Annotated in this window: 10 protein-coding genes; 1 reads left to right on the top strand and 9 read right to left on the bottom strand. The window is 64.3% G+C overall.

What is annotated here, in order from left to right; genetic code table 11:
• Positions 1-39: 39 nt before the first annotated feature.
• The 6 genes from JJT62_RS11335 to JJT62_RS11310 all read right to left on the bottom strand — a co-directional run bounded on the left by JJT62_RS11335 (position 40) and on the right by JJT62_RS11310 (position 6,793).
• Positions 40-1,029 carry an ABC transporter substrate-binding protein gene (locus JJT62_RS11335; protein ID WP_202072878.1) on the bottom strand — a complete coding sequence of 330 codons (990 nt, stop codon included), beginning with the start codon at positions 1,027-1,029 and terminating at the stop codon, positions 40-42.
• A gap of 48 nt (positions 1,030-1,077) precedes the next feature.
• Complete coding sequence (locus JJT62_RS11330; RefSeq protein WP_202072877.1) at positions 1,078-2,412, bottom strand: TldD/PmbA family protein; 1,335 nt, start codon at positions 2,410-2,412, stop codon at positions 1,078-1,080.
• 3 nt (positions 2,413-2,415) lie between these two features.
• Complete coding sequence (locus tag JJT62_RS11325) at positions 2,416-3,957, bottom strand: TldD/PmbA family protein (RefSeq protein WP_202072876.1); 1,542 nt, start codon at positions 3,955-3,957, stop codon at positions 2,416-2,418.
• 170 nt (positions 3,958-4,127) lie between these two features.
• Entirely contained in the window at positions 4,128-4,874 is a 747-nt protein-coding gene (locus JJT62_RS11320) for an RluA family pseudouridine synthase (protein WP_202072875.1), read from the bottom strand.
• A 24-nt stretch (positions 4,875-4,898) separates the two neighbouring features.
• On the bottom strand, positions 4,899-5,690 hold the full coding sequence (locus JJT62_RS11315) for an SGNH/GDSL hydrolase family protein (RefSeq protein WP_202072874.1): 792 nt from the start codon (positions 5,688-5,690) through the stop codon (positions 4,899-4,901).
• Between the two features lie 80 nt (positions 5,691-5,770).
• The gene (locus JJT62_RS11310; protein WP_202072873.1) at positions 5,771-6,793 is read right to left on the bottom strand and encodes an acyltransferase; all 1,023 of its coding nucleotides are present in this window, start codon (positions 6,791-6,793) and stop codon (positions 5,771-5,773) included.
• Positions 6,794-6,986: 193 nt separating this feature from the next.
• Between JJT62_RS11310 and JJT62_RS11305 the strand changes: the two genes are divergently transcribed.
• Positions 6,987-7,787, top strand: coding sequence for an enoyl-CoA hydratase (locus JJT62_RS11305; protein ID WP_202072872.1), 801 nt, complete (start codon positions 6,987-6,989; stop codon positions 7,785-7,787).
• 362 nt (positions 7,788-8,149) lie between these two features.
• Here JJT62_RS11305 and rpoC read toward each other — a convergent pair whose 3' ends face one another.
• From rpoC to rplL, 3 genes are all read right to left on the bottom strand, one after another.
• Positions 8,150-12,325, bottom strand: a complete 4,176-nt coding sequence (rpoC, locus tag JJT62_RS11300) for a DNA-directed RNA polymerase subunit beta' (protein ID WP_202072871.1) — start codon at positions 12,323-12,325, stop codon at positions 8,150-8,152.
• A gap of 193 nt (positions 12,326-12,518) precedes the next feature.
• Positions 12,519-16,661 carry a DNA-directed RNA polymerase subunit beta gene (gene rpoB / locus JJT62_RS11295; protein WP_202072870.1) on the bottom strand — a complete coding sequence of 1,381 codons (4,143 nt, stop codon included), beginning with the start codon at positions 16,659-16,661 and terminating at the stop codon, positions 12,519-12,521.
• A 150-nt stretch (positions 16,662-16,811) separates the two neighbouring features.
• On the bottom strand, positions 16,812-17,189 hold the full coding sequence (gene rplL / locus JJT62_RS11290) for a 50S ribosomal protein L7/L12 (RefSeq protein WP_202072869.1): 378 nt from the start codon (positions 17,187-17,189) through the stop codon (positions 16,812-16,814).
• Positions 17,190-17,201: the final 12 nt, after the last annotated feature.

Below are 17,201 nucleotides of genomic sequence, written 5' to 3'. Positions count from 1 at the left end.
CTTCGTCGCTGGCGCTCCTCGCAATGACGGTCGTTGGTCTCACCGTCGCAACTCCATCCCGACCTTTTTGCCGATGAAGCGCAGCGTGTAGCCCTTCTTGTAATTGAGGTCGGCCGGAACAACTCCCGCCTTCGCCATCTTGTCGAAAAAGCTCTTCATGCGCGCGTCGGTCATGGCGCCGACGCCCAATGTCAGAGAGTCCCCCGAATCCACAATGCCGCGATCTTTCATCTTGGCGAGCGAGAAGGCGATCTGGCCGTCGGTCATCTCGGGGTTGTCGCGCTTGATGGCGGCGGTGGCGTTAGCGTTGTCGCCATAGATGTAGTTGTACCAGCCGATGATTGAGGCGTCGACGAAGCGCTGCACGAGATCAGCTTTCTTCTCGATCGTCTCCGCGCGCGTCTCGATCGTCGTCGAATAGCCGTCGTAGCCAATATCCGACAGCAAAAAGACGTTAGGCTTGAAGCCGGCCCGCATCTCGATCGCATAGGGCTCGGAGGTCAAAAGCCCTTCCTGAATGGAATTCTTGTCCGCGATGAAAGGCGCCGAATTGAAGCCGTAGGGCTTCACTTTCTCGTCCCTAAAGCCATAGGCCTGTTTCAGCCACCGCCACACTGAGGCGCGCATATCGCTGGCGATGAAGGCGGTCGCCTTCGGCAAATCCTCGAATCGGTCGAGCCCCACGCCCTGATGCGACATGAAGATCACGGGGTCGATCTGGAACATGCTGGCGACGGTGACGATCGGCACGTTTTGCAGGACGGATTCGAACATCTGGATCGTGTTCGCGCCCATGGCGAAATCGACGCGACCCGCTGCGAGGAGCAGGCGCGCATTGATCTGCGGGCCGCCCTGCTGGATCGTCACGTCGAGCCCGTAGCGCGCGTAAGTGCCGTCGGCCACCGCCTGATAGAAGCCGCCATGCTCGGCCTGCGCGCGCCAATTAGTGGCGAAAGTCACCTTGTCGAGGGCGTAAGCCGGCAGGGCGAAGAGGATGGTCAGAATTGCAATAAAGAGACGAGGAAACATCGGCTGCGGCGCTCCGTTGAGGCGCCGGCAGCATATATCAAACCCGCATCAGACGCCGCTGGATTTGGACGAGAAGTGGAACTTCTCCGCCAGCATGGGCGGAGCCGCCGCTGCGCCGCCGTCCCCCGCCGCGCGCCAAGTCCGCTCGGTTTTGCCCAGCGCGACGATATTGCCGAAGAGCTCCCCCAACCGCTGGTTGAAGCGCATGTTGCGCACTGGCGCGGTCACGCGGCCATTCTCGATGAGGAAATTGCCGTCGCGGGTGAGGCCGGTGAGCAGCAGGCTCTTCCGGTCGACCATATTCTCGTACCAGAAGCGCGTGACGAGCACGCCGCGCTTCACCGAGCGGATCATGTCGTCGAGCGAGGCGTCGCCGCCTGCGACGACGAAATTGGCCGTGAAGGGCACGGCCTCCGCATCCGTCTTCTGCGCCCATGCGCGCGAACGATAGAGCGCGCTCACGGCGCCCTTGTCGATGAAGGCGCGGGCGCGATGCGGCACGCCTTCCCAACCGACGCCGCCCTCCGGCGCAAGCGGATCGGCGGGGTCGACGCGAATCGTCAGCTTCTCGTCGAAGAGCTTTTCGCCGATCTTGGTCCCGCCGCCCGCCCGCGCATAGAAGCTGCGGCCTTCGTCGGCGGCGCGCGCGTCCATGGCGCTCATCACCCAGAAGGCGAGCTCCGCGACGGCCGCCGGCTCGAGGATCACCGTGTAATCACCGGGCTCGAGATCAACGGGCTCGGCGTCTTGCGCCGCCTTGGCGCAGGCGCGCTGCGCAATGCTTTCGGCGTCGAGGCGCGCGCTGATGAATTCATGCGCGCCCGCCCAGCCCGACCATGTGTCCGTCTTGTTGCGCGCTGTCGCCGAAAGGTCGATCTCGCTCCAGCGTTCAAAGGCGAAAAGTCCGTTGCTCGTCGCGAGCGCGGAGAAGCGCCGCGCGCCGGTCGCGCAGCCGAAAGTGTCGACGCCTTTGCTCGCGCCTTCCGCAATGATGCGCGCCGCTTGCGCCGCAAGCGCGTCGAGGCGAAAGCCCGATGCGTCTTCGTCATAGCGCGCCGAGGCGTCGTAAGTCTGCGGGCCGAGCGGCGCGACATAGTCGGGGTCGACCGGCAACATGCGCGCGATCTCCTCCGAGCGCGCGCGCGCGGCGTCGAGCGCCTCATCGTCGAGGCGCGTCGTGGTGACCGCGCCGACGCGCCCGCCAATATGCGAGGAGATGCGCAGGCGCGCTTTCGAGGTTGTGATATTGGTCGTCGCGCCGCCGCGTGCGAAGCGCAGGCTGTTGTCCTCGCCGCCGTCGATTTTCACCACGCAGGCGTCGGCGCTGGACCTTGCGATGATCTTTTCGCTGATGGCTTTGGCGTCGTCAGAAGAAAGAAGCATGGGCTACGCGCCGGGGCTCGTGTTCAGCACGCGCACATTACGAAAGCGCGCGGGCGGGCTGCCGTGCGAGACGGGCGCCACCTGCACGGGTTCGGCCTTGCCGCAGGTGAAGGTGCCGTCGAGATGATAGGTGCTGGCGTCGCCGAGCCCGTCGAGCGAATTCCAGAAAGGAATCGTGCGGCCCTGATAGGCGACGTCGCGCAGCATCTCGCCGAGCCTGCCGTTCTTGATCTCGTAGAAGAGCTGGCCGCCGAATTGGAAATTGTCGCGCTGCTGGTCGATGCTCCAGCTTCCCGCGCCGACGATATAAATGCCGTTCTCCACGCCGCTCACGAGGTCGTCGAGCGTGCATTTTTCCGGGTTGGGCGCGAGCGAGATATTGGGCATGCGCTGGATGGGAAAAGACGTCGGATCATCCGCATAAGCGCAGCCATTCGAGGCGGAAAGGCCGATGTGATGCGCTTGCCCCAGCGCCATCTGGAAGTTCTTCAGCACGCCCTTCTCGACGATCTTGAATTCGGCGGAGGCGGCCGGCGCGCCGTCGTCGTCATAGCCGATGGTCGAGAGTGCGCCGGGCTGCGAGCGATCGGCGACGATGGTCATCAACTCCGAGCCGAGGCGAAGGCTGCCGAGCATCGCCGGCTTGATGAAGCTGGTGCCGGCGAAATTCGCCTCCCACCCCAGCACGCGGTCGAGTTCGGTGGAATGGCCGACCGTTTCGTGGATCGTGAGCCAGAGATTGGTCGGGTCGATGACAAGGTCGTAATCGCCAGCGGCGACGGGCTTCGCCGCGAGCTTGGCGCGCGCCTCGCGGCCGGCCCGCGCGGCTTCGTCGAGGAGGCAGGCGCCCGTCACATATTCCCAGCCGGCGCCGCGCGCCGGGACCAAGCTCTCGCGCGAGGCCATGCGGTCGGCGGCGCGATCGACGGCGGTGGCGGTGAAGGAGGGGTGCACGCGCGTGCGCGTCTGCCTTATGCGCGCGCCGAGACTATTGGCGAAGAGGCGCTCCTCGCGCGCGATGGAGAGCGAGGCCGAGCAGAAATCCGCGCCATTGTCGCGCGCCGTAGCGCAGATGGAGAGAAGAAGGTCGGATTTCTCTCGTGACGAGACAGAGAAAGGATCGACGCCCATGGGCATGATCCATTCGGCCTCATGCGCCGGGAGCTGCTCCAGCTCGATCGCGCGCGGCTGGATCGCCCGCACCGCGTGGGCGTTGTCCAAGGCGCGTTCGACGCCTTCCCGAATGCTTGCCGGATCGAGACGGCGCGCGCCATAGAAGCCCCAGGAGCCGTCGAGCAGCACGCGCAGCCCGAAGCCACGCGACATGCGTTCGTCGAAATGTTCGAGCCGGTCATCCTCGGCTTGCGCATATTCCTGCAGCGTTTCGCCCAGGCGGATGTCGGCGTAGCTTGCGCCGCCGCGCTTGGCGCCATCCAACGCAAGGTCGGCGAGACTGTCGAGCAAGGCGCGGTCCAGCGCGAAGCGGTCGCCGCTGGCCGTCGCGCGCTCGGGCGCGTCCCTGACAGGCGCATATGTCGGCGCCACTTCAGCTTCCTCCTAGGTTCATCCCAATCCTGCGCTCGGCGTCACTCCCGACGCTCGCGAAGCGGGCGATCGGGAATCCAGAGCCGGAACACGCTTGTTTTGGCTCCGGATTCCCGATCGGGCTTCCAGCCTGCCGGGAATGACAAGGCCCAAGGCTCAAGCGCAGGGCGTTACTCGGTTATATTGAACGCTTCCGGCTGGTTTAGCAATTCTGGCGCCATTGTGGCGCTAGCGTTGCTGTCCTTCGGCCAGCCACAAGCGGCCATGGCCTCCAGCATATGCGCCGGCGCCGGCGCCTCGGCGCGCACGGGCTCCTTGCTGTCCTGCATGGGGATCGTGATTGCCCGCGCATGCAGATGCAGCGGCGGCGCGCCCTCGCGCCGTCCGCTCCCATAGATGGGGTCGCCCAGTATCGGCCAGCCCATGGCCTGCGCATGAACACGGATTTGGTGGGTGCGGCCGGTATGCGGGGTGAACTCGATGAAGGACAAGCCCGCCTCGGGCGCCCGGCCGAGCACGCGCCAGCCCGTGCGCGAGGGCAGCCCCATGGGGTCGGGCTGCATCCACCAGCCGCGCGTGGCGTCGAGCCGGCCGAGCGCAAGGTCGATCTCGCCCGCGTCATCTTCCGGCGCGCCTTCCACGACGGCCCAATAGGTCTTGGAGATGCGGCCGGTTTTGAAAAGCTTGCCGAGCCGGTCGAGCGCCTTGCGATGGCGGCCCAGCACCAGGCAGCCCGAGGTGTCCTTATCCAGCCGATGGGCGAGCGCCGGCGCGCGCGGCAGGCCGAAGCGCAACTGGTCGAAAGCGTCCTCGAGGCTCGGGCCCCCCTTGGGGCCGCGATGCACGGGAATGCCGGCAGGCTTGTCGATGACGAGCATCAGCCCGTCGCGGTGGAGCAGTCGGGAGAGAAGGTCCATGAGCAGCTTATATCAGGGCGGCTTCTATCTGCGCGCCGTGTCGTTGCGGGCGAGCGTCATGGCCGAGCCAATGAAGCTGCCGTATTTGTGATAGGCCGCGTCGGTCAGATGCACGCCGTCGAGCGTGTAATTATCTTCATGCCCCTCGAATTTGTCGATGAAATTATCGAACTCGATCGTCTGCAGGTGGGGATGATCGCGCCACAACGCGACGCGGTAAACATCGTTCACCTGATAATCGCATCCGTCGTAGAGACAGCGGAAAATCGTGCGCTTGATCAGGCTGAAGAGATTCGGCGGCTTGAACCAGCGTTCGTTGACGCGCGGGATGGAGACGATTTCGACCTCGCTCGCGTCCGAAAAATAATCGACGAGCTTCTCTGTGAACTCCACATAGGCGCTCGCGCCGATATGTTGGATTGCGTCATTGACGCCGGTCATCAGAATGACCTTGTCCGGCGCATTGCCCTCAAAGAGGGAAGAGAGCCTGTCTTTTGGGAATTTCTTGCGCAGCTCCGCGTAGAGAAGGCGGGAGTTGCGGCCGTTGAAGCCGATGCTGCAGGCCCGCACGCCCCGGCCGTCCAGCCGCTCCGAGACGGTCCTGGGCAGGTCCGGGAAAATCTTGCCGTCGGAAGCCCAGGATTCGCCGACGACCAAAATCCGGTAATTATTCGGGCCGTCGTTGACGAGGGAGCAGTCGACCGTCGGCGCGTCGGACCGCTTGAGGCTCAATAGGCCGAGGCCGGTCACGACGGCGAGGAGGAAGAACGCGCGCCGTAGATTTGGCAGCAGAACCGCAAACCTCAGCCTCAGCAAAGCGCCGCCCTCCGCTGCGGCATGACGCCGCAGCGGCCGGAAGCTATCAGCTTCGCGCGCCAGCCGCTACATCGACGAGATCACGCCGCCGCTGCTTGCGCGACCCCCATCGGCTCGGCCGCCATGCGTCGGCCGGAGACCCAGGCCGCGCGCAATTTCCCGATCGGGCGGTCGATCAGCAGCCAGATGAGATAGGAGCCGGCGAGGATGAGGGCGATCGCCTCGGCGCTGAGCAGAAGGCGATCCATATAGGAGCCTTCGCCCGTCCCGATCGCGCCGATCACCGACCAGTGCAGCAGGTAGAAGATATAAGACATGTCCCCAACCATGCGGTCGGTCGAACCGGACGCCTGCCGCGTGGTGTAGATGGCCCAGGGCGTCATCAACACGGCGATGAACAGATTGGCCTTGCTGCTGAAGGCGAGCGCCGTGGTCTGTGTCGGGTCGAGATTTATGAAAAAGACAGACCCATACGCCAGGAGCAGCGCGAGGCTCGCCGCAAGCGACGCATAGGCGAGGCGACGCGAGGGCCTGAGGTCGTGGGTCGCCGCGGCGACGCCGATCCCGAAGAAGTAAAGGAAGGGCAGGACAGTCGCCGAGCCGCCGAGCTTGGGCGCAAACAGCGAGAGCGCTACACAGCCGAGCACGGCGTAGAGGTTGTGCGAGACGAGGAAGACGACCACCGGCGCGACGAGATAGAACTGGACTTCCATATCGAGCGACCAGCCCGGCACATTCGCCTGATAGGGCAGCGAATTATAGCCGAGGATCATCACATTCGAGAAAAGCTGGTGGATGAGCCCGCCGACATTTTCCGGCGCGCCGCCGCGCCACCAGAGCAGCGCCCAGGCGATGGCCGAGCAGAGCGCAAAGACCGGCGCGACGCGCCACACGCGCGAGACGAGAAAGGTGACATAGGACCAGTTGGTCTTCGAATAGGTCTTCGTCCACATGGTCGCGACCCAATAGCCGCTGAGCACGAAGAAGATCAGCACGGCGGACATGCCGAGGTTGAACTTGGTCGTGTGATGCAGAAAGACCGACAAGGCCAGCGCCATTCTCAGCGCGCCGGGCGCGGCGAACTTATCCGTTGTGACCGACATTGCTGCTCCAAGTCGCGCCGGGATCGAAGCTGCCACCATTACGCGCTTGTTGCGCCGCGGCGGTGTGGCAAGAGGTCGCGAGGGGGCGCGGGCGCCTGTGGCGTGGGGTCGCAGGCGGCAAGCCCAAATGCTTGCGTCGATTGTCCGCGAGACTGGTGTTTGCGGCGCAAACCAAGTCCTGTACTAATCCGGCATGGCCATTAGCTCTCCCACACCCAAGCTCCGCGTCGAACTCGCTCATGGCGTCGCGCGGCTCCTCATCGACAATGGTTCGAAGCGCAACGCCTTCGATCTCGAAATGTGGCGCGCCTTGCCGACGCTGATGGCGGCTTTGGAGGCAAAAGCTGACGCGCGCGTCATCGTGCTCTCCGGGGCGCCGGGGCTGCCCTTCTGCTCGGGCGCCGATATTTCGGAGTTTTCGACCGTGCGCGCCACGAGCGGCGGCGGCCGCGCTTATGAGCAGGCCAATGTCGAGGCGTTCGACGCCATTTCGTCCTGCTCCAAGCCGACTGTCGCCGCGATCAGCGGCTTTTGCATGGGCGGCGGCATGGGGCTGGCCTCGGCCTGCGATCTGCGCGTGGCGCGGGAGGGGACGGTGTTCGGCATTCCGGCCGGGCGCCTCGGCGTCGGCTATCCGCCCTCCGCCATGCGCTATGTGGTGACGGCGGTCGGCGCGCAACGCGCCATGGAAATGTTCTTCACCGCTCGCCGCCTCACGGCGCGAGAGGCGCTGGGCGCCGGTTTTCTTTGCCGCCTTCTGGATCAGGAGACCTTCGAGGGGGCGGTCGACGAGCTCGCCGAAACAATCGCCGCCAACGCCCCCTTGACCCTATGCGCCGCAAAGGCCGCGATCCGCGCCGCAGCGCAATTGCCGAATACGCCGACGCTGGAGGAATGCGAGGCGCTCGCGGCGAAATGTTTCGACAGCGCCGATTACATGGAGGGCAGGGCGGCCTTTCTGGAAAAGCGCGCGCCGAAGTTCACCGGAAAATAAGCACGCCGTCATTGCGAGGAGCGTAAGCGACGAAGCAATCCAGGGCCACATCACGGCCCTGGATTGCTTCGCAGCGCTCGCAATGACGGTGGTGGTCATATCATTTGTCATTTGAACAGCTCGGATTGTGGCTTGTTATTCCCGGCGGGCTGAAAGCCCGACCGAGAGTCCAGAGCCACTCAGAGCCCGTCATTGCGAGCGAAGCGAAGCAATCCAGGGCGGCGATGCGGCCCTGGATTGCTTCGTCGGCTCCGCCTCCTCGCAATGACGGCGGTGGTTTCCTGTGTGTCCAAACGGCGCGAATAGCTAAAAAAAAGCCGCCCGTTTCCGGGCGGCCTCTGTTTCTCACGCGCTGTGCAGCGTCACTCCGCCGGCGGCAGGGCCGGGGCGGGTTCGACGCCTTCCGCGCGCTGCGTGATGATGAGTTCGTCACGCCCGCCGGCGATGCCGCGGTATTTGGCCATCGCCGCCCCGGTGCCGGCCGGGATGAGACGGCCGACGATGACGTTCTCCTTGAGGCCGACGAGCGGGTCGATCTTGCCGTTGACGGCGGCCTCGGTGAGGACGCGCGTCGTCTCCTGGAAGGAGGCGGCGGAGAAGAAGGACCGCGTCTGCAGCGAGGCCTTGGTGATGCCGAGCAGCACCGGGGTGCCATGCCCGGGCTTGCCGCCGTTCTCGATCGCCTTGGCGTTCGCCTCTTCGAGCTCGAGCTTATCCACCTGCTCGCCTTCGAGGAAGCCGGTGTCGCCCGGATCGACGATGTCGATCTTCTGCAGCATCTGACGGACAATCACTTCGATGTGCTTGTCGTTGATGTTCACGCCCTGCAGACGATAGACCTCCTGGATCTCGTTGACGAGGTAAGCGGCAAGCTCCTCCACGCCCTTGATCGCCAGAATGTCGTGCGGCGCCGGATTGCCGTCGACGATGTAATCGCCCTTCTCGACGACGTCCCCGTCCTGAAGGTGAATATGCTTGCCCTTCGGGATCAGATATTCGACCGGCTCCGCGCCGTCTTCCGACGGCACGATGCTGAGACGCTGCTTGTTCTTGTAGTCCTTACCGAACTGCACCGTGCCGGAGACTTCCGCGATGATCGCGTGATCCTTCGGACGGCGCGCTTCGAAGAGTTCGGCGACGCGCGGCAGACCGCCGGTGATGTCGCGGGTCTTGGCGCTCTCCACCGAAATACGCGCCACAATGTCGCCGGCCTTCACCGTGCCGCCGGGCTCGACCGCGATGATCGAGTCGACGGGCAGCAGATAGCGGGCGTCGCCGCCGCGTTGCAGCTTGGCGACCTTGCCGTCCGGGCCCTTGATGACGATCGAGGGTTTGAGGCTCGCCGAACGCAGGTTGAGGCGATAGTCCATGACCATGCGCTTAGCGATGCCGGTCGACTCGTCGACCGTTTCCGCCAGCGACTGGCCTTCGACGAGATCCTCGAAGCCGATGGAGCCGTCCACCTCGGAGATGATGGGACGGGTGTAGGGGTCCCATTCCGCGAGGCGCTGGCCACGCTTCACCTGATCGCCGTCGTCGACCTTCAAGCGCGCGCCGTAGAGGATACGGGTGGCCGCGCGCTCCGTTCCGTCGGGGCCGAGGATCACCACGGCGACGTTACGCGCCATGACGATCAGATCGCCGTCGGAGTTGCGGGCGACGTGACGGTTGCGGATGTGGACCGTGCCTTCGAAGTTCGACTCCAGGAAGGACTGGTCCGCAAGCTGCGCCGCGCCGCCGATGTGGAAGGTGCGCATGGTGAGCTGCGTGCCCGGCTCGCCGATCGACTGCGCCGCGATGACGCCGACGGCCTCGCCCATATTGACGGGCGTGCCGCGCGCAAGGTCGCGACCGTAGCATTTGGCGCAGACGCCGTTCTTGGCCTCGCAGGTGAGGACCGAACGGATCTTGACCTCCTGAATGCCAGCCTTCGTGATCGGATCGAGATGCCATTCCTGGATCATCTCGCCCGCGGGCACGATCACCGACCCGTCCTGCGCCTTCAAATCCTCCGCGGCCGTGCGGCCGAGGATGCGCGACGCAAGGGAGGCGACGATCTGGCCGGCGTCGATAATCGCCCGCATACGGATGCCGCCCGTGGAGCCGCAATCCGTCGAGGAGATGATCGAATCCTGCGCGACGTCGACAAGGCGGCGCGTGAGGTAACCCGAGTTCGCGGTCTTCAACGCCGTATCCGCGAGGCCCTTGCGGGCGCCGTGGGTGGAGTTGAAGTATTCGAGAACCGTCAGGCCTTCCTTGAAGTTCGAGATGATCGGCGTCTCGATGATTTCGCCCGAGGGCTTGGCCATCAGGCCGCGCATGGCGGCGAGCTGGCGCATCTGCGTCGGCGAACCGCGCGCGCCCGAGTGCGACATCATATAGATCGAGTTGATGGGCATATCGCGTCCCGCATCGTCCTTACGGACGGCGGAGATGCGCTGCATCATCTCCTCGGCCAGCTTCTCGGCGCATTTCGCCCAGGCGTCGACGACCTTGTTGTATTTCTCGCCCTGGGTGATGAGGCCGTCGTTGTACTGCTGCTCATATTCCTTGGCGGCGGCGCGCGTCTCGCCGACGATGCGCTCTTTCGTCTCCGGCACGACCATGTCGTCCTTGCCGAAGGAGATGCCGGCCTTGAAGGCCTCGCGGAAGCCCATCGCCATGATGCGGTCGCAGAAAATGACCGTCTCCTTCTGACCGCAGTTGCGGTAGACGGTGTCGATCATGTTCGAGATTTCCTTCTTGGTCATCAGCTTGTTGACGACGTCGTAGGGAATCTTGTTGTGCCTGGGCATGAGCTGGCCGAGCATCATGCGGCCCGGCGTCGTGTCGAAGATTTTCGCCACGCGATTGCCCGCCGCATCATAGGTCCAGCCGCGGCCCTTGATCTTGCTGTGCAGCGTGATCGCCTTGGCCGCGAGCGCATGCTCGATCTCGCCCTGATTGGCGAAGCACATGCCCTGGCCCGGCTCGCCGTCGCGCTCCTGCGTGAGATAATAAAGGCCGAGAACGATGTCCTGCGACGGCACGATGATCGGCTGACCATTGGCCGGGTGCAGGATGTTGTTCGTCGACATCATCAGCACGCGCGCTTCAAGCTGCGCTTCGAGCGACAGCGGGACGTGCACGGCCATCTGATCGCCGTCGAAGTCGGCGTTGAAGGCCGCGCAGACGAGCGGATGAAGTTGGATCGCCTTGCCCTCGATCAGCACCGGCTCGAAGGCCTGAATGCCGAGACGGTGCAGCGTCGGCGCGCGGTTGAGCAGGACCGGATGCTCGCGAATGACCTCGTCGAGGATGTCCCAAACCTCGGGCTTCTCCTTCTCGACGAGTTTCTTCGCCTGCTTGACGGTCGCCGAATAGCCCTTCGCGTCGAGGCGCGAATAGATGAAGGGCTTGAACAGCTCCAGCGCCATCTTCTTGGGCAGGCCGCATTGATGCAGCTTCAGCTCCGGACCCACGACAATGACCGAGCGGCCGGAGTAGTCGACGCGCTTGCCGAGCAGGTTCTGGCGGAAGCGGCCCTGCTTGCCCTTCAGCATGTCGGCGAGCGACTTCAGCGGACGCTTATTGGCGCCCGTGATGACGCGGCCGCGGCGGCCGTTGTCGAACAGCGCGTCGACAGCCTCCTGCAGCATGCGCTTTTCGTTGCGGATGATGATGTCCGGCGCGCGCAGCTCGATCAGCCGCTTCAGGCGGTTGTTGCGGTTGATGACGCGGCGATAGAGATCGTTGAGGTCGGACGTCGCGAAACGGCCGCCGTCGAGCGGCACGAGCGGACGCAGATCCGGCGGGATGACCGGGATCTCTTTCAGGATCATCCATTCCGGCCGGTTGCCCGACTGGGTGAAGGCCTCGATGATCTTGAGACGCTTGGCGAGCTTCTTGGGCTTCAGCTCGGTCTTCGCCTCGGCGATTTCCTGACGCAGGCTGGCGGCGATGCCTTCGAGATCCATCGACTCGAGCAGGCGGCGGATCGCCTCTGCGCCGATCATGGCGGTGAAGTGATCCTGGCCATATTCGTCCTGCGCCGTCAGATATTCCTCTTCCGACAGGAGCTGGCGCTCCTTGAGCGGCGTGAGGCCCGGATCGATGACGATATAGGACTCGAAGTAGAGGATGCGCTCGAGATCCTTCAGCGTCATGTCGAGCAGAAGGCCGATGCGCGAGGGCAGCGACTTCAGGAACCAGATGTGCGCGACGGGCGCCGCGAGCGAGATATGGCCCATGCGATCGCGCCGCACGCGGGCCAGCGTGACTTCGACGCCGCACTTCTCGCAGATGACGCCCTTGTACTTCATGCGCTTGTACTTGCCGCACAAGCACTCGTAATCCTTGATCGGCCCGAAGATGCGGGCGCAGAACAGGCCGTCGCGCTCGGGCTTGAAGGTGCGGTAGTTGATCGTCTCGGGCTTTTTGATTTCGCCGAAGGACCAGGAGAGGATCTTCTCCGGGCTCGCGATCGAAATCTGAATCTGGTCGAAGGCCTGCGTCGCCACGACCGGATTGAAGAGATTCATGACCTCTTGCTGATTCATGGTCTTCTCCTGAGGCGCAGCGGAAGCAGCTTCTAACCGGCTTGCCGTTACGCCGAAAATCTTTCCGCTCGATCCTCTCCCGCTTGCGGGAGAGGGTGGCCCTCGCGTGAGCGAGGGTCGGGTGAGGGCCCTCATGCGTCATGCTTCGCATGACACCTTCTCCCGCAAGCGGGAGAAGGGAGGCATGTGTTGATTACTCCGCCGCCTCTGCGGCGGTCGGCGGCGCGAGTTCTTCTTCCTCGGGCGTCGCATTGGTGAGCTCGACATTGAGCGCCAGCGAACGCATTTCCTTGATGAGCACGTTGAAGCTCTCCGGAATGCCCGATTCGAAGGTGTCGTCGCCGCGCACGATCGATTCGTAGACCTTTGTGCGGCCCGCGACGTCGTCCGACTTCACCGTCAGCATTTCCTGCAGCGTGTAGGCGGCGCCATAGGCTTCGAGCGCCCAGACCTCCATTTCGCCGAAACGCTGGCCGCCGAACTGCGCCTTGCCGCCCAGCGGCTGCTGGGTGACGAGCGAATAGGGGCCGATCGAGCGCGCGTGGATCTTGTCGTCGACCAGGTGGTGGAGCTTCAGCATATAGATGTAGCCCACGGTCACCTTACGGTCGAAGGGCTCGCCCGTGCGTCCGTCGAAGAGCGTCACCTGACCGGACGACTGATGCCCGGCCTTGGTCAGCATGTCGACGATGTCCTTCTCGCGCGCGCCGTCGAAGACCGGCGTCGCGATCGGCACGCCGCGCTTCAAGTCCTTCGCCGTCTCGACGAGAATCGTCTCGTCGAGAGTGTCGATCTCCTCGTCCGGCCCATAGACGTCGGTCAGCGCGTTGCGCAGCACGCTCGCGTCCCGCGACTTCATATAAGCGTCGACGGCGCGGCCGACCTGCTTGCCCAGACCCGCGCAGGCCCAGCCCAGATGCGTCTCCAGAATCTGGCCGACGTTCATGCGCGACGGCACGCCGAGCGGGTTCAGCACGATGTCGACGGGCGTGCCGTCCTCGAGGAAGGGCATGTCCTCCTGCGGCACGATGCGCGAGACGACGCCCTTGTTGCCGTGGCGGCCGGCCATTTTGTCGCCGGGCTGAATCTTGCGCTTCACCGCGACGAAGACCTTGACCATCTTCATCACGCCGGGCGGCAGCTCGTCGCCGCGCTGCAGCTTTTCGACCTTGTCGAGGAAGCGGTTTTCGAGGCCCTTCTTCGACTCGTCATATTGCTTGCGGACGGCTTCGATCGAGGCCATCAGCGCGTCGTCCTCGATGACGAAAGTCCACCACTGCGAGCGGGGATATTCGTCGAGGATCGCCTGGGTGAGCGCCTGATCCTTCTTGAAGCTCTTCGGGCCGGCGATCGCGTTCTTGCCGATGAGCGTCTCGGCGAGACGCGCATAGGTGTTGCGGTCGAGGATGGCGAGCTCGTCGTCGCGGTCCTTGGCGAGGCGTTCGATCTCTTCGCGCTCGATCGCCTGGGCGCGCTCGTCCTTCTCGACGCCGTGGCGGTTGAACACGCGCACTTCGACGATCGTGCCCTGCACGCCCGGCGGCACGCGCAGCGAGGTGTCGCGAACGTCCGACGCCTTTTCGCCGAAGATGGCGCGCAGAAGTTTTTCTTCCGGCGTCATCGGGCTCTCGCCCTTCGGCGTGATCTTGCCGACGAGAATGTCGCCCGCCTGCACCTCGGCGCCGATATAGACGATGCCCGCTTCGTCGAGATTCTTCAGCGTCTCTTCCGAGACGTTGGGAATGTCGCGGGTGATTTCCTCGGGGCCGAGCTTGGTGTCGCGCGCCATCACCTCGAATTCATCGATATGGATCGAGGTGAAGACGTCTTCCTTCACGATGCGCTCGTTGAGGAGGATCGAGTCTTCGAAGTTGTAGCCGTTCCACGGCATGAAGGCGACGAGCACGTTGCGGCCGAGCGCGAGATCGCCGAGGTCCGTCGAGGGGCCGTCGGCGATGATGTCGCCCTTCTTCACCAGATCGCCGACGCGAACGAGCGGCTTCTGGTTGATGCAGGTCGACTGGTTCGAGCGCTGGAACTTCATCAGCCGGTAGATGTCGACGCCGGGCTTCGCCGGATCGAGGTCGCCCGTCGCGCGGATGACGATACGGGTCGCGTCGATCTGGTCGACCACGCCGGTGCGGCGCGCCGAGATGGCGGCGCCGGAGTCGGCGGCGACCACAGCCTCCATGCCGGTGCCGACGAGCGGCGCGTCGGCCTTCACCAGCGGCACGGCCTGACGCTGCATGTTCGAGCCCATGAGCGCGCGGTTGGCGTCGTCGTTCTCGAGGAACGGGATGAGCGCCGCGGCGACCGAGACGAGCTGCTTGGGCGACACGTCCATCGCGTCGACCTTCTCGCGCGGGACGAGCATGACGTCGCCGGCGTGGCGGCAGAGCACGAGGTCTTCCGTCAGATTGCCGTCGGCGTCGACCGGCGCATTGGCCTGGGCGACGTGATATTTCGCCTCTTCCATCGCCGACAGATAGGCAACCTCATCCGTCACCTTACCGTCGCGCACGCGGCGGTAGGGCGCTTCGATGAAGCCGTATTTGTTCACGCGCGCGAAGGTCGCGAGCGAGTTGATGAGGCCGATGTTCGGACCTTCCGGCGTCTCGATCGGGCAGATGCGGCCGTAATGCGTCGGGTGCACGTCGCGCACCTCGAAGCCGGCGCGCTCGCGCGTCAGGCCGCCCGGACCCAGCGCCGAGAGACGACGCTTATGCGTGATCTCGGAGAGCGGGTTGGTCTGATCCATGAACTGCGAGAGCTGCGAGGAGCCGAAGAACTCGCGCACCGCCGCGGCGGCGGGCTTGGCGTTGATCAGATCCTGCGGCATGACCGTGTCGATGTCGACCGAGGACATGCGCTCCTTGATCGCGCGCTCCATGCGCAGCAGGCCGAGGCGATACTGATTTTCCATCAGCTCGCCGACCGAGCGGACGCGACGGTTGCCGAGATGGTCGATGTCGTCGATTTCGCCGCGGCCGTCGCGCAGATCGACGAGCGCCTTCACCACCGCGAGAATATCGTCGCGGCGCAGCGTGCGCATGGTGTCGGGCGCATCGAGGTCGAGGCGCATGTTCATCTTCACGCGGCCGACCGCCGAGAGGTCATAGCGCTCGGCGTCGAAGAACAGCGAATGGAACATGGCTTCCGCCGTGTCCATCGTCGGCGGCTCGCCCGGACGCATCACGCGGTAGATGTCGAACAGCGCTTCTTCGCGGCTGGAGTTCTTGTCCACCGCAAGCGTGTTGCGGATGTAGGGGCCGATGTTGATGTGGTCGATGTCGAGAATCGGCAGCTCGTCGAAACCCTTCTCGAGCAGCGTCGGAAGCGTCTTCGCCGTAATTTCGTCGCCAGCTTCGGCGAAGATTTCACCGGTCGACGGATCGAAGAGATCCTGCGCGAGATACTGGCCGTAGAGGTCCTCCGCCGAAACGCGGATCGCTTTCACGCCCTTTTCGGCGAGCTGGCGCGCGGCGCGCACGGCGAGCTTCTTGCCGGCTTCGAGAATGACCTGGCCGGTGTCGGCGTCGATCATGTCGGCGACGGCCTTCACGCCCTTCATGCGCTCGGCGTCGAAGGGCATGCGCCAGTTCTCGCCATCGGCGGCGTAGGTGATGGTCTTGTAGAAGGTCGACAGGATTTCTTCGCCGTCGAGGCCGAGGGCGAAGAGCAGCGACGTCACCGGAATCTTGCGGCGGCGGTCGATGCGCGCATAGACGATGTCCTTGGCGTCGAATTCGATGTCGAGCCAGGAGCCGCGATAGGGAATGATGCGGGCGGCGAAGAGCAGCTTGCCCGAGGAGTGGCTCTTGCCCTTGTCGTGGTCGAAGAACACGCCCGGCGAGCGATGCATCTGCGAGACGATGACGCGCTCGGTGCCGTTGACGACGAAGGTGCCGTTCGACGTCATGAAGGGCATGTCGCCCATATAGACGTCCTGCTCCTTGATGTCCTTGACCGACTTCGCCTGGGTGTCCGGATCGACGTCGAACACGATCAGGCGCAGCGTCACCTTCAGCGGCGCGGCGAAAGTCATGCCGCGCTGGCGGCACTCGTCGACGTCATATTTCGGCTGCTCGAATTCGTAGCGGACGAATTCCAGCAGTGAGACGCCCGAGAAGTCGGAGATCGGGAAGACGGATTTGAAGACGGACTGGAGGCCTTCGTCGGGGCGGCCGCCCTTGGGCTCGTCGACGAGCAGGAACTGATCGTAGGAGGCCTTCTGCACTTCGATCAGATTGGGCATCGCCGCGGCTTCCCGGATATGTCCGAAGAATTTGCGTGCGCGCTTGCGACCGGTGAACTTGCGGGCCAACGTCTGAGCCATGTCGCTTTTCGAGCCTCTTGTGATGAGAGCGAATGGGGATTAGCGAACAGCGGATCTATCCGTCCTGCGCTGCTCGCTATTCGCCACTCCCTCTCCCGATGCGGAAAAACCCTCTCCCGCCGCAGCGGGAGAGGGGAAACAATCGCGAGCTTACTTGAGCTCGATCTTGGCGCCGACCTTCTCGAGGGTCGCCTTGATCTTCTCGGCCTCTTCCTTCGAAGCGCCTTCCTTCAGCGGCTTCGGAGCGCCTTCGACGAGGTCCTTGGCTTCCTTCAGGCCGAGGCCGGTGATCGCGCGGACTTCCTTGATGACCTCGATCTTCTTGTCGCCGGCCGAAGCCAGGATCACGTTGAACTCGGTCTTCTCTTCGGCGGCCGGAGCGGCGGCGCCGCCGGCCGGAGCAGCGGCGACCGCGACGGCGGCGGCGGCGGAGACGCCCCACTTCTCTTCGAGGAGCTTGGCGAGCTCAGCCGCCTCGAGGACGGTGAGAGCCGAGAGGTCTTCGACGATCTTTTCGAGATTAGCCATTTGTAGCGTCCT

The organism is Methylocystis sp. Sn-Cys, assembly GCF_016745395.1.
GTDB lineage: Bacteria > Pseudomonadota > Alphaproteobacteria > Rhizobiales > Beijerinckiaceae > Methylocystis > Methylocystis iwaonis.
This window is presented reverse-complemented; position numbering and strand designations above follow the sequence as displayed.

Coding starts and splice junctions, on each gene's coding strand:
- JJT62_RS11335 (WP_202072878.1), bottom strand. CDS start 1,029: ATGTTTCCTCGTCTCTTTATTGCAATTCTGACCATCCTCTTCGCCCTG.
- JJT62_RS11330 (WP_202072877.1), bottom strand. CDS start 2,412: ATGCTTCTTTCTTCTGACGACGCCAAAGCCATCAGCGAAAAGATCATC.
- JJT62_RS11320 (WP_202072875.1), bottom strand. CDS start 4,874: ATGGACCTTCTCTCCCGACTGCTCCACCGCGACGGGCTGATGCTCGTC.
- JJT62_RS11310 (WP_202072873.1), bottom strand. CDS start 6,793: ATGTCGGTCACAACGGATAAGTTCGCCGCGCCCGGCGCGCTGAGAATG.
- JJT62_RS11305 (WP_202072872.1), top strand. CDS start 6,987: ATGGCCATTAGCTCTCCCACACCCAAGCTCCGCGTCGAACTCGCTCAT.
- rpoC (WP_202072871.1), bottom strand. CDS start 12,325: ATGAATCAGCAAGAGGTCATGAATCTCTTCAATCCGGTCGTGGCGACG.
- rpoB (WP_202072870.1), bottom strand. CDS start 16,661: ATGGCTCAGACGTTGGCCCGCAAGTTCACCGGTCGCAAGCGCGCACGC.
- rplL (WP_202072869.1), bottom strand. CDS start 17,189: ATGGCTAATCTCGAAAAGATCGTCGAAGACCTCTCGGCTCTCACCGTC.